This is a genomic window from Pseudoalteromonas sp. J2K-J031 (genome assembly GCF_058197095.2).
Genome location: NZ_CM200279.1, coordinates 1325283 through 1337068, shown reverse-complemented (window position 1 = coordinate 1337068; position 11786 = coordinate 1325283). Strand labels below are relative to the sequence as shown.

Annotated in this window: 15 protein-coding genes; 9 read left to right on the top strand and 6 right to left on the bottom strand. The window is 40.5% G+C overall.

The features are described from left to right. The first annotated feature begins 6 nt into the window (after positions 1-6). The gene (gene rnhA, locus AC3KZC_RS06210; RefSeq protein ID WP_490579883.1) at positions 7-477 is read left to right on the top strand and encodes a ribonuclease HI; all 471 of its coding nucleotides are present in this window, start codon (positions 7-9) and stop codon (positions 475-477) included. Between the two features lie 76 nt (positions 478-553). Next, the gene (locus tag AC3KZC_RS06205) at positions 554-1405 is read left to right on the top strand and encodes an MBL fold metallo-hydrolase (protein WP_490579884.1); all 852 of its coding nucleotides are present in this window, start codon (positions 554-556) and stop codon (positions 1403-1405) included. Here the strand turns inward: AC3KZC_RS06205 and AC3KZC_RS06200 are convergent. Then, positions 1402-2172 carry a class I SAM-dependent methyltransferase gene (locus AC3KZC_RS06200; protein WP_490579885.1) on the bottom strand — a complete coding sequence of 257 codons (771 nt, stop codon included), beginning with the start codon at positions 2170-2172 and terminating at the stop codon, positions 1402-1404. The two genes, AC3KZC_RS06205 and AC3KZC_RS06200, sit on opposite strands and share 4 nt — an antisense overlap. Before the next feature lie 55 nt (positions 2173-2227). Between AC3KZC_RS06200 and gloB the strand changes: the two genes are divergently transcribed. Beyond that, positions 2228-3007, top strand: coding sequence for a hydroxyacylglutathione hydrolase (gene gloB, locus AC3KZC_RS06195; RefSeq protein WP_490579886.1), 780 nt, complete (start codon positions 2228-2230; stop codon positions 3005-3007). A gap of 102 nt (positions 3008-3109) precedes the next feature. Continuing rightward, positions 3110-4690, top strand: coding sequence for a lytic transglycosylase (locus AC3KZC_RS06190; RefSeq protein WP_490579887.1), 1581 nt, complete (start codon positions 3110-3112; stop codon positions 4688-4690). 69 nt (positions 4691-4759) lie between these two features. On the opposite strand, the gene AC3KZC_RS06185 is transcribed toward AC3KZC_RS06190, so the two are convergent. Genes AC3KZC_RS06185 through AC3KZC_RS06175 form a run of 3 tightly spaced genes read right to left on the bottom strand, consistent with a single transcriptional unit; the run spans position 4760 to position 6293 of the window. Further along, positions 4760-5203 (bottom strand): flavodoxin domain-containing protein, encoded by a 444-nt coding sequence (locus AC3KZC_RS06185; protein WP_490579888.1) that lies wholly within the window; start codon positions 5201-5203, stop codon positions 4760-4762. Between the two features lie 33 nt (positions 5204-5236). After that, positions 5237-5971 carry a tRNA pseudouridine(65) synthase TruC gene (gene truC, locus AC3KZC_RS06180; protein WP_490579889.1) on the bottom strand — a complete coding sequence of 245 codons (735 nt, stop codon included), beginning with the start codon at positions 5969-5971 and terminating at the stop codon, positions 5237-5239. 1 nt (position 5972) lies between these two features. Beyond that, a complete protein-coding gene (locus AC3KZC_RS06175; protein ID WP_490579890.1) occupies positions 5973-6293 on the bottom strand; it encodes a YqcC family protein in 321 nt (106 codons plus the stop codon). A 138-nt stretch (positions 6294-6431) separates the two neighbouring features. Between AC3KZC_RS06175 and AC3KZC_RS06170 the strand changes: the two genes are divergently transcribed. Beyond that, positions 6432-7463, top strand: coding sequence for a DUF3549 family protein (locus AC3KZC_RS06170; RefSeq protein WP_490579891.1), 1032 nt, complete (start codon positions 6432-6434; stop codon positions 7461-7463). Further along, on the top strand, positions 7464-7763 hold the full coding sequence (locus AC3KZC_RS06165; protein WP_490579892.1) for a DUF3301 domain-containing protein: 300 nt from the start codon (positions 7464-7466) through the stop codon (positions 7761-7763). Between the two features lie 647 nt (positions 7764-8410). Here AC3KZC_RS06165 and AC3KZC_RS06160 read toward each other — a convergent pair. Continuing rightward, entirely contained in the window at positions 8411-9049 is a 639-nt protein-coding gene (locus tag AC3KZC_RS06160) for a GNAT family N-acetyltransferase (RefSeq protein ID WP_490579893.1), read from the bottom strand. A gap of 224 nt (positions 9050-9273) precedes the next feature. Here AC3KZC_RS06160 and AC3KZC_RS06155 point away from each other — a divergent pair, with 224 nt between their 5' ends. Both AC3KZC_RS06155 and AC3KZC_RS06150 read left to right on the top strand, forming a co-directional pair. Next, entirely contained in the window at positions 9274-9552 is a 279-nt protein-coding gene (locus tag AC3KZC_RS06155) for a hypothetical protein (RefSeq protein ID WP_490579894.1), read from the top strand. Beyond that, positions 9552-10325 (top strand): Zn-ribbon-containing protein, encoded by a 774-nt coding sequence (locus tag AC3KZC_RS06150; protein WP_490579895.1) that lies wholly within the window; start codon positions 9552-9554, stop codon positions 10323-10325. Before AC3KZC_RS06155 ends, AC3KZC_RS06150 begins: the two co-directional genes overlap by 1 nt. Here the strand turns inward: AC3KZC_RS06150 and syd are convergent. After that, complete coding sequence (gene syd, locus AC3KZC_RS06145) at positions 10319-10873, bottom strand: SecY-interacting protein (protein ID WP_490579896.1); 555 nt, start codon at positions 10871-10873, stop codon at positions 10319-10321. The genes AC3KZC_RS06150 and syd overlap by 7 nt on opposite strands. A 60-nt stretch (positions 10874-10933) precedes the next feature. On the opposite strand from syd, the gene queF reads away from it, so the two are divergent. After that, positions 10934-11782, top strand: coding sequence for an NADPH-dependent 7-cyano-7-deazaguanine reductase QueF (gene queF / locus AC3KZC_RS06140; protein ID WP_490579897.1), 849 nt, complete (start codon positions 10934-10936; stop codon positions 11780-11782). Positions 11783-11786: the final 4 nt, after the last annotated feature.

Here is an 11786-nt window from a genome sequence, read left to right as displayed (position 1 = left end):
TCAACTGTGCGAAAAAGTGTGGCAATTTATACCGATGGTTCGTGTTTAGGTAACCCTGGCCCTGGAGGGTATGGCGTCGTGATGCGTTACAACGAACATTTAAAAGAACTTAACCAAGGTTTTGAGCTAACAACGAATAACCGTATGGAGTTGTTGGCGGCTATCGTAGGACTTGAAAGTTTAAAACAATCGTGTGATGTAGTACTGACAACCGACAGTCAATATGTGAAACAAGGCATAGAATCTTGGCTACAAGGCTGGAAAAAACGCAATTGGCTAACATCAAATAAACAGCCGGTTAAAAATATCGATCTCTGGCAACGTTTAGACGCTATAAATCAAACTCATCATGTGCAATGGCGCTGGGTGAAAGGCCACAGTGGCCATTTTGAGAATGAACGTTGTGATGTATTAGCACGCAGCGCTGCTGAAAGTTCAACCCTATTACCGGATAAAGGGTATTGTGCAACTGAATAAAGTCTTTATCGAGTGCTTGAGTCTTTGTCACTAATTACTTTATGATATAAGTTATAACCATAGTAAAGGTATTTTTATGAGCTTAGTCATCCATCATTTTTTTCACGCCCCCACCTCAACCTTTACCTATGTTGTGTTTGACAGCCAAACACTTAAAACCATGATTATCGATCCTGTGCTCGACTTCGATATTGCATCAGGGCAACTAAGTACAAAAAGCGCAGAAGAAATTTTAGCGTTTATTGATTCCCATCATTTAGATGTCGATTGGGTGCTTGAAACTCATGCTCATGCCGATCACCTTACCGCAGCACAATATTTTAAACGACAATGCGGTGCCAAAATTGCGATGGGTAAAAATATAACCGAGGTTCAACAGTATTTTGCTACATCGCTTGAGCTTGATATTCCGACCGATGGCTCCCAATATTGTCACTTATTTAAAGATGGTGAAACATTTCCATTAGGTCAGTTTACCGTCACTGTACTTGCAACCCCAGGGCATACCAGCGATAGCGTCTGTTATGTTGTTGATGGTAATGTATTTGTTGGTGATACGGTATTTATGCCCGACAGCGGCACTGCACGCTGTGATTTTCCGGGGGGCGACGCCAGCGAGCTTTATCATTCCATTAGCCGCATTTTTGACTTGGGAGATGAAATAACACTGTATATGTGCCACGATTATCAACCTCAAGGCCGAGAGTTATATTGGAAAAGCACGGTTGGCGAACAAAAAAAATATAATGTGCATCTTAAAAATAACACGTCACAACACGATTTTGTCAATATTCGCACCCAACGTGATGCAACTCTAACAGTGCCTAAACTACTTTACCCTGCAATTCAAATTAATATTAATGCCGGAGCAATAGTATCAAATCAGCAACGCAGTTTTATTAAAATTCCTTTAAGTTTGCCGACTTAGTCAGCATCTTTTATTTTTAACGAACCCGATTTAATGGAGCTTCGAAGCCCTGCACCTTTTACTGCCGGGCTAAACTGTGGCCTAGCATGCCATTTAGGTTTTATTGGGGTCAGTGGTGTCACACGTTTTTTGGCAACAATTAAATAAACACTCCCCATCGGTTTAAGATACTGGCGACAGAAATCTTGCCACAGTGCAAAACGAGACAGTCGCGTACCTCTTGCTAACGATGAAAAAATAAATCGCTCGTCTTCAAGTACTTCAAAGCCTAATAAATGCAGCCAATCTTTCACGCGTGCCGGCGTAAAAAATCGCCCACTCCAAGGGAGTTTTTGGCGGCTAAATGGTAATAAACGCGCCAAACCACATAAACTTAACGGATTAAAGCCAGTAATAATAATATACCCACCAGGAATTAAAGTACGATGGGCTTCACGTAAAATATGATGAGGATCGCTGTAATACTCAAGACAATGACTTAACAAGCAGGCATCAACAGAGTGCTCATAAAATGGTAACTCATCGACTTCAGCAATAACCCCCGCCATAGGTGAATTAGGCGCCACACAGACCTGATGTTTAATACAACATTTAGAGGTATCGGTTAAACCACTTAAATTACCTAGTTTGAGTAAGTGATAACCAAATATTCGGCTAAGCCAAGGGGCAAGCTTTTGTTCAATTTCAGCTTGAATATAATCGCCATGAGGAAATTGTTGCCAATTTTCAGGTTTAGGCGCAAAACGAAAACTTAAAGCTGGTTTCAAATCATTGAACCCTGTTTAATAATACTTTAATGACTAACATACAAAGCCAAAGACTATGCTGCAAGTTAAACCTATAAAAGCATTTAAAGATAATTATATTTGGGCTATCGTCAATACTGAAAATCAACATTGCGTGATTGTTGATCCCGGTGATGCCGAGCCAGTTCTCGCCTTTCTTACCGAACACAACTTAACACTGAGCACTATTTTAATCACTCATCATCATTGGGATCACACCAATGGGGTTGCACAACTGTGCAGCTTACAACCAGAATTACCAGTTTATGGTCCAAAAAACAGCCCTTTTGCTGGGATCACTCACCAATTAACGTCTGAAACCCCTTGCCAATTAACCGAACTGAGTCTGGATTTTAAAGTTCTCACCACGCCGGGTCATACATTAGATCATATCTGTTACTTCGAACCACATCAAAATTGGTTATTTTGTGGCGACACCCTATTTAGTGGCGGCTGCGGTAGATTGTTTGAAGGTACTGCAGATCAAATGTTCCATTCAATGAGCCAGCTATCACAACTACCTGATAATACAGCTGTATATTGCACCCATGAATATACACAAAGTAATCTGGCATTTGCTTTAGCGATAGAACCAGATAACGCTGCACTTCAACAACACAGTAAAAAAGTCGATACATTACGTTTATTAAATAATGCGAGCCTACCTAGCTCAATCGGTCTAGAAAAAAAGATTAATCCATTTATGCGCAGCGCAGTACCCCACATTACAAAACATGTACCTATCCAGCACCAACGCACCTTAACCGAGCCTTGGCATCCTCTGGCTGTTTTAAGAGGTTACAAAGATGAATTTTAGTTTTTTTAACATTTATTTAAAAAAAGTTTAGATTTTGCAATTGGAAATTTATTGCAATAAACGTTAGTATCGTCGGTTGATTTCATCAGTGATGTGATAATAATGATAAAAAAGTCGACCGCCTTAATTGCAGCCTTATTTGTTTCTGGCTGCCAAATGACTCAGCAACCAGATATTTTGGTTGTTGATGAGCACACATCTGCCGATTTTGTTGCCGCACAACCTAAGGATATTGTTAATGCCTTAATCTTAGGAGCGCTAAATGAAGAACAAATCGTTGAAGAGCCTCCTGTATTTGATGATGTGTGGGAGCGCATTCGCTACCAACTTTCTATTCCTGTGCCACAAAATCGTGCGATTGTGGCCGAGCGTAACTATTATGCACAACATCAGAGTTATCTGGACCGAATTTCCAAGCGCGGAGCTCCTTATCTTCATTATATTGTTGAAGAAGTCGAAAAACGTCAAATGCCAATCGAACTCGCATTACTGCCTATTGTAGAGAGTGCATTCGATCCTTTTGGTTTTTCAAACCGCGCCGCATCAGGTATTTGGCAATTTATGCCACAGACAGGTGAGCGATTTAACCTCAAACAAAATTGGTGGTATGACGGTCGTCGCGACATTGTGGAGTCCACCCGTGCAGCATTAGATTATTTAACCTATTTACACCAAACTCTTGATGGTGACTGGTTAAACGCGATTGCTGCCTATAACTCGGGTGAAGGCCGAGTGATGCGCGCAATACAAAAAAACCGTAAAAAAAATCTACCGACCGATTTTTGGTCTTTAGATTTACCTACAGAAACCACAGCTTACGTCCCTAAATTATTGGCACTCTCAGATTTATTAAAACGCTCTGATAAGTTTGCAGTAACATGGCAACCGATTATTAATGCGCAAGTAGTTGATGTGGTTGATGTGGGATCACAAATTGATTTAGCACTTGCTGCCGAAATGGCGCAAATGAGCCTAACCGAGTTATACCGTCTCAATCCTGGTTATAACCGCTGGGCAACCGACCCTCAAGGACCACATACCTTACTATTACCATTAGACATTATCGCGCCATTTAACGAACAACTAGCCAAAACTAATTTTAAACAGCGGATCAGATGGCAACATTACGAAGTTAAAAAAGGAGACAGTTTATCGGTCATCGCGAAAAAATTTGATACAAGCTCACAATCGATTCAAACCCTCAATGAACTTGATTCAAATAAAATCAAAGTAGGTCAAACCTTACTTGTACCATTAAGCGATGCCCACATTGATAATGAGCATTTATCAACGCAAATGAAACTCGCTGCAGCCCCCGTTAAAAAGACAAAAGTGCGCTATAGAGTACAACAAGGCGATACATTGTGGGATATTAGTAATGCCCATGACGTCACTATCAAACAACTGGCTAATTGGAACAAATTATCATCCGACGCCATTTTGAAGCTTAACCAAGAATTGGTTATTCATAAAACAAACCAAGCAGCACAACCGTCCCGCTTAGAACAATCTGCCAAAGCAATTACTTATAAAGTACGCAAAGGTGATTCTCTGGCACGGATCGCATCGAAATTTAAAGTTTCGGTCGACGATATTGTTAAATGGAACAAAATAGACAGTCAACAATATTTACAGCCTGGCCAAAAGCTAAAACTGACTGTTGATGTTGTAACGCGGACATAAATTATTGCTTCAATAGCAGACCTTTACTATTTACAAGGTCTGCTATTGAAGCTCTGTTATTAACGATACTTACAACGCGCCTAAAAAACCATTAAGCCAATTGAGCGCTAGCGGTTCAGGGTCAAAATCTTTGCAAGCATCAATTGTTAGCATAGGGCATATCTTTATTGCCTTTAACTCCAATAATAATGCGTCTACTTTTCGACCTGCACCACAAAATGTATCGCCATAACCGCTGTCACCCAGTGCAATGACTGCAAATCGCTGCGTAGCAAGCGACGGCAACTGCGCTTTTAACTGACTGTAAAGCGGTATTAAATTATCGGGGAGTTCGCCTTTTCCTGTCGTTGAGGTCACCACTAAAATAGTGTTTGCGCCTTGTAATTGCGCGATATGACACTCAGCTAAAATCTCTGCTGTATGCCCTCTTACTTCAATTTGTGATTTAAGTGTCTGAGCCAGTGATTCTGCCCCGCCATAAACCGAACCATAAATAAGTGTCACATCTGCCATTATTGCTCCCCTTATGTTTTTTTAGTCACTGACTTAACAATAAGCAGCTTCGTTATCTGGCCATGAAAATGATTTAAATAATGCCAATGCCGAGTCTCCTAATGGTGCCTCTATCGTGATTATTTCGCCACTGTATGGGTGAGGGAAAGTTAAACGCTGTGCAAACAACATTAAACGCTGGCGTTCAAAATGCTGCCAGAAAAAATGATTGTGTTGATTATCACCATGATTAACATCACCAATAATAGGATGCGATAAAAAATTCAAATGCCTTCTAATTTGGTGTTTTCGCCCTGTTTTAGGCAAGCATTCCACTAAAGAGTAGCGGATTGTTGGGTATTTCCCTAAAGCAATGGGTAAGGTTATTTGATGTAAACAGCGAAATTCGGTTTGAGCTGCTTGTGGCTCTTTGTCTTGATTAGCAAATTTATCTGCTATTTTGTCTAGCTCTTCCTTAAGTGGCCGGTCTACTAAGCGATATTCAGGTGCAAAACCTCGTACTAACGCAAGGTAACGCTTTGTAACCTTATGATCGCTAAATTGCTCGTTCATTTTGCGAGCCGCTTCACTGCTAAGCGCAAACAACAATACTCCCGATGTTGGCCTATCTAAGCGGTGCACAGGAAAAACATGCTGACCAAGCTGATCACGCAACATTTGCATTGCAAATTGCGTTTCGTGTTTATCTAAAAAAGAACGATGAACCAATAAACCTGACGGTTTATCTATCGCGACGAAATACGCATCCTGATATAAAATTCTTAGCATGTTATTGCGCTACAAATAACTGATCAAAACCACGAATTATTTCTAATAAATCTTGGTATTGCGATAACTGGCCCTGCCAACTTTGCTCAGCCATTGGCAGAAGTGTCATACTGGCTGGCAGTGGAACATCCAATTCAATTAGCTGGCGCATTTTAGGAATAAAAATAAATTGTAACCATTGCTCAAATGACAAGGTATCGCAACAAAATGGGGCATTTGAATTAAGCGCTTGTAATGACGGAAGTTCTTGCTGCCACAGCTGCAGCTGCTTTAAATAATGTTCTAAATTATCGAGTAAGTGTATGACGGTTTGATCTGTCACGCCGTGATCCTAGTCAACGTTAAAAAGAACATTATAACCGTAGTTATCAACGCATCCCAGCCATAATCTAAGCAGGAGCTTGGTTAAGCGCTGCAAACTCTTTATAATCGCCCCATCGTTGCTAAAGTAGATAATCTCATGGAAAAAAATATCGCCACCCTCGCCCAATTACTTGACGCCGCAGGCACACAATGGCGCGTATATGATATCGGCCGTCGCATTGCTAAAATTGATAAAACGACGTTTGCTAAAATTGAATCGACCCTAATTCCTTATCCTACACCGCTGCAGCAACATGCGATGATCGCCATCCAATTTTGGGATGCGCGCGCATCTAAAGAACCGTACATTTGGTTTTTAAAATTTCCACTAGACGAGCAAAACAAACTCAACCAAGCCAGCCGCAATCATTTTGCAGCCATGGTGCTTGAAGCATTAGGCACCCAGTTAACGGGCAAAGACGAACAAGCACAACAACTTAACAATAATCCATATGTTTTTACACCTAATGCCAATAAACGAGCCGCCTTTAACGCATTAATGAAAGTGGAACTCAATCAAGGCGCATCGATTTATTATGAGCATGCACAACTGTATTTTTCAGGCAAAGTTGCTATCGATTCATGGCAAACATTAGCCTTGCAAGGTATTGCTGATTTTGCGATGCGGTTACATCAAGATAATAACAGCGAGAAACTGCTCTCAGTCCTCAACCAATTACCTGAGGAAGTGTTTCATCCACTTTCATCAATGCTTGAGCATGTCAGTATTACAACTGCTGTTGCTGAAAGCTTACTCAAATTAGGTCAGCACTCTTTAACGCTTAAAAACCCAAACACCTTAATTTACACATTACGGGCTTTATCCAATGCAGCAGCAACAGGATTAGTCGACCAACTTGTAGATGACGCATTAAAATCTCAGCATGCACATAATACTGATTTACAATTAATCTTAGCCGGACGCTGTTGGCGTAGCTTTAACCAGCCAGAACGCTTACATTTATATATGGATTTAGTCGCCCACTCACCAGCTGGGCCTGAATTATTTGCGGGTATTTTTGCCGATTTAGTTGCAATCAACGAGCTACGTCCCCATGTTTTAAATTTACTACGAATTGAAAACCGCAGCGAAAAACTTGCACGAGCGATTGGGAGCTTATTTAAATAAATGATGACATTATGGGTGTTAATGCTCAGTGCTGCAGTTATTTACTTTTTTTGGCAAAACAGAAAAATTGCTGAGGCAGCATTGCAGCATGCAGAACAACAAGCGAAACAGCTGAATGTACAACTATTAAGCATTGCGTGCATCAAGCGACGCATTGGGTTACTAAAAAATGGCAAACCCGGCATCAAAAGCTCGTTTTTGTTTGAATTTTCAAGTGATGGTGAAACGCAGTATCAGGGTGAGCTAGAGCTTGAAGATATCAAATTAGTTAGCAGTATTATTCCGCCGTATCGTATTTAGCTGCTGTACAAACGAATGCGTTAATTGTTTGGCTTATTTAGTGTGTTCTAGAAAAAACTAAGGCGTAACATCTGTTACGCCCCAATCTTAAACCTTAAACATCATTCCGTGATTAAAAGATACGCCCTGTACCTTTGGCAAAGCCATCCTATTTATCTCCCTAATTGGAGTCCTGCTTGGTCCCCAGCGGTAACATCCTAATACTGTCCCTGCTTCAATCCTGAAGTGTTCCTAACCATCCTTGCCTATCCATGCTATTTGAGTCAGTCCTAACTCATCCAATCGCATCGTGCGATCCTTCCTAAACATCCAATTTTATACTGAGTCATTCAGTACGCTATCATCCATGCATCCTTGTCCCTGTATCCTCGATGCTCCTGCATCATGCCAAGTTCCATTTTATCCTTCGGCGCAAAGTCATTTCCTATGACCTTTGTTTTCCTTACATGACTAAGTTTAGAGAAACTCGGATAATAAAAAAGCGCTAAAAATAAATTAAAAACGCTGTCACAACATTGAAAATAAAATTTTCTATTTATATTTCAGAAACTTAAACACTTAAAAATGAAAAAAACACCCTTATTTACCACTAAAGCGCACAATACTGTAAGAGATATCGCACAGCGTCATAGCCAAAATGGCGCGGACTATTTCGCTTTAAATAATAACTGCCCCTGAATATGGTTAAATTCAAGTCGCTTTAAACAACGATATCCTTCTGAGCTAAACAAACCGGATAATTCTTCACGCGTCACGTAAACAGCAATACCACTGCTTGTGGTTGCGTTTGCCATTAAATCATTTAAGGCTCGTAATAAATAACGACCAAATCCTTGTTTTTGTAATCCGGGGGCAACGGCAATAAATGCTAAGTAATAATAGTCATCAAATTGAGCCAATTCTTGACGGATCACTTTTTCTTTTTCGATCAGTTGCTGAGTCGTTAAATACCCCGCACTGAGCATTAATTTAAGCCGCCAATGCCAATAGCGCTCAGGTTGTAGCTCTGTATCTGATTTAATTAAGCAAGCGACCGCTTTTAAAGTATCGCCACGCATTATACCAACGAGTGGTTGATGACCTTGCCAAAAACTATTTAGTTCTTCCCTAATTAATGTCCTTAATTTTTTTTCATAAGCCACAGGGCCATGAGTGTCGGCTTTAAGAATATCCTGAAGCAAAGGATCATCATGATAGGCCTGATACAACAAGCTCGCCGCAATATTAATGTCTTGTGCAGTTAGGTAAACAGCTTTGATTGATTCATCGATTTCAACAGCAGACATGGTTGCCTCCTAATTATTATTATTAACGTATGGCAATAAAGAAATACCGATTTAACTCTATAACTTATAGATGATTTTTAGTAAATAACCTGAATACTGGATAATAAATCACTTACCTTTTAGTGATTATGCAGCATCCCCTTCCCTTGAAGCCCAAGTAAAGTGCTAGTTTCCAACCCAGCTTTGGGCTACCATTTACCAAATTTATTGGTCCAATAGTCACTATGCAAGAATTTGTTATTAAAGCAGTGCAACAGCTTGTTGCCCAAGGAAAAACCCCAACCGTGGCACTTATTAAGGGAAAGCTCTGCCAACCTGTTGCTATGCCGGTTATTATTAATGTGCTTAACCAGTATAAAAAAGATCCTTCCAGTATTATTTTACAAGACGTCGATGATATTACCGCTGCCGAACCAAGCATAAATGCAGAGCAACAAACACAACTTGATCGTATTGAAGCCAAATTAGACCGCTTACTCACCATGCTTGAGGTGAACCGTTAATGTTTGTTGCTGACCTGACATTTGATTGCTATGAAGACACCACGCTTGAGGCTGCTGAGCAAGCTATTATCCGCTTAGTGAATGCGCTGCGCTTTAACGGGCAGATTATTGGGGAAGAGTTCCCAACGGTGCTCAAAGATGGGTATTTTATTACTAGGGTAATGTGCCCTGAGCAAGATTCAATGCATCCACTTAATCACAGCCCATTTGTAAAACACAGTTTAAAAAAGCTTAACGATGTCGGCTTACTGCAACCAAAAGTTAAGATCATAGGTCAAGATATTCACGCCAATGGCTCCGATTGCTGTAAAGAGCCCTCAAGTTATATTCTTTACACCACTTATGTACACACCTGTAGTCCGCTTTATTGTGGGGATGACTTTTTACCAGTGCCGCTTTATAACATTCCAGCAATTGCAAATGGGGATTATAAAACCTTGCTAAAATGGCAAGAAGATTGGCAAGCATGTGACCAAATTCAAATCAATGGTGCAACGCGGTGTGAATTTCCCGCTTTGTATGAGCTTTCGAGTCCAGAAAGTGATTTATTTCGCCGCGGTATGGATATTTGTAAACGCATCAAATACCTTACGCAAAAACCTGTGTATTATTATTTGTATCGTGTGGGTGGGCAAAATAAAGAAGAAGAAAGCAAACGCCTTTGCCCAAGTTGTGGTGGACAATGGCGTTTAGACGAACCGTGGTTCGATTTATTTGATTTTCGCTGCGATCGCTGTGAAATCGTCTCAAATATGTCGTGGGACTATCAGTAACGATACTCTGCAGTACAATACTCTAAAAACTCAGCCAAATCGTGGGTTAATACCTTATGCGGTTTTTTACCCACGTATTCCAAACAAACATCACCGCTTGCACAATCAAGGGTCAGTAATAAGTCTTCTTCTTCGGTTAAACCAATAAACACCGTGGGGGGTTGTTTTAGTTTACGCTTCATCAAAACATGGCCGGTGATATTTTGCTGTAAGCGCTCAAAATCATCTTCGCTCCATGCTTGTAGCAACTCAAATTTACCAAAATGTGATGTAACAGGCACGTTGTTACTATAAAACGAACCATAAAAGGCATGAATACTAGGATGAAACGTCAGTTCAAGAGCATTGGCTAGTTGGCCTAAATCACCTTGTTCTGCGCGCTCAACATGCTGCCATTGCACCAAACCATCATCGGTTAATGAGTTCATGTTTTCACATGGGCTCGGCCACCGCTCATCATGCTCTATTAATGGTTCGCTACCGGTATGGGCGACTGCTTTTTCATGCCATTGGTTTAATAATTGTTTTAATACTTGTTGTACTGCCATGCTGTACTAGTTCTCGAGTTTCGCTACAATATGCACGATTGTAACTACAAAATGATTAATATGACAGATTATGAAAACTCGCCTGAACTAAAAGGCACTTTACTTGGCCAGCAAACTGAATATAAAGATCAATACGATGCCAGCTTACTTTTTCCGATTGCGCGCAAACTCAATCGTGACGAACTTGCTATTGATGAAGCGACATTGCCCTTTGTAGGTGAAGATACATGGACAGGTTACGAGCTATCATGGCTAAACGCTAAGGGTAAACCACAAGTAGCAGTCGCTGAGTTTATTTTTCCATGTCAAAGCAGCCATATCATCGAGTCTAAGTCGTTTAAATTATATTTAAACAGCTTTAATCAAACGCGCTTCGACACAATCGACCAAGTAAAACAACATTTAATAGACGACTTGAGCAAAGGCTCTAATGCACAGGTCGCTGTGCGTATTTATGGCCCTGATGAATTCAATTGCATTAAAAACACCCCGCTTCCGGGCCACTGCATTGATGACTTAGATATTGAAGTTGATTGCTATAGTTTGGATAAACAACTCCTTAAACTTAAGCCTAATGCAACTACGGTCACTGAAATCTTGCACAGTCATTTGCTTAAATCTAATTGTTTAATTACCTCTCAACCCGATTGGGCGAGTGTTGTTATTCGCTACACCGGCCCTCAAATTTGCCATGAGAGCTTACTGCGTTATTTAATTTCATTTCGCAGTCATAACGAATTTCATGAGCAATGTGTTGAGCGAATTTATTGTGATATTGAGCAATCATTAGGAATAAAAACACTTGAAGTGTATGCCCGTTATACTCGCCGTGGCGGGTTAGATATTAACCCTTACCGTTCAAGCCACCAGCAACAAACACCGTTTAAACTAAAAATAAACCGCCAATAGCGCA

Bases quoted from the DNA above. Each gene is read 5' to 3' on its own strand.
- AC3KZC_RS06205 (WP_490579884.1), top strand. From the start codon at position 554: ATGAGCTTAGTCATCCATCATTTTTTTCACGCCCCCACCTCAACCTTT.
- gloB (WP_490579886.1), top strand. From the start codon at position 2,228: ATGCTGCAAGTTAAACCTATAAAAGCATTTAAAGATAATTATATTTGG.
- AC3KZC_RS06190 (WP_490579887.1), top strand. From the start codon at position 3,110: ATGATAAAAAAGTCGACCGCCTTAATTGCAGCCTTATTTGTTTCTGGC.
- AC3KZC_RS06185 (WP_490579888.1), bottom strand. From the start codon at position 5,203: ATGGCAGATGTGACACTTATTTATGGTTCGGTTTATGGCGGGGCAGAA.
- truC (WP_490579889.1), bottom strand. From the start codon at position 5,971: ATGCTAAGAATTTTATATCAGGATGCGTATTTCGTCGCGATAGATAAA.
- AC3KZC_RS06170 (WP_490579891.1), top strand. From the start codon at position 6,432: ATGGAAAAAAATATCGCCACCCTCGCCCAATTACTTGACGCCGCAGGC.
- AC3KZC_RS06165 (WP_490579892.1), top strand. From the start codon at position 7,464: ATGATGACATTATGGGTGTTAATGCTCAGTGCTGCAGTTATTTACTTT.
- AC3KZC_RS06160 (WP_490579893.1), bottom strand. From the start codon at position 9,049: ATGTCTGCTGTTGAAATCGATGAATCAATCAAAGCTGTTTACCTAACT.
- AC3KZC_RS06155 (WP_490579894.1), top strand. From the start codon at position 9,274: ATGCAAGAATTTGTTATTAAAGCAGTGCAACAGCTTGTTGCCCAAGGA.
- AC3KZC_RS06150 (WP_490579895.1), top strand. From the start codon at position 9,552: ATGTTTGTTGCTGACCTGACATTTGATTGCTATGAAGACACCACGCTT.
- syd (WP_490579896.1), bottom strand. From the start codon at position 10,873: ATGGCAGTACAACAAGTATTAAAACAATTATTAAACCAATGGCATGAA.
- queF (WP_490579897.1), top strand. From the start codon at position 10,934: ATGACAGATTATGAAAACTCGCCTGAACTAAAAGGCACTTTACTTGGC.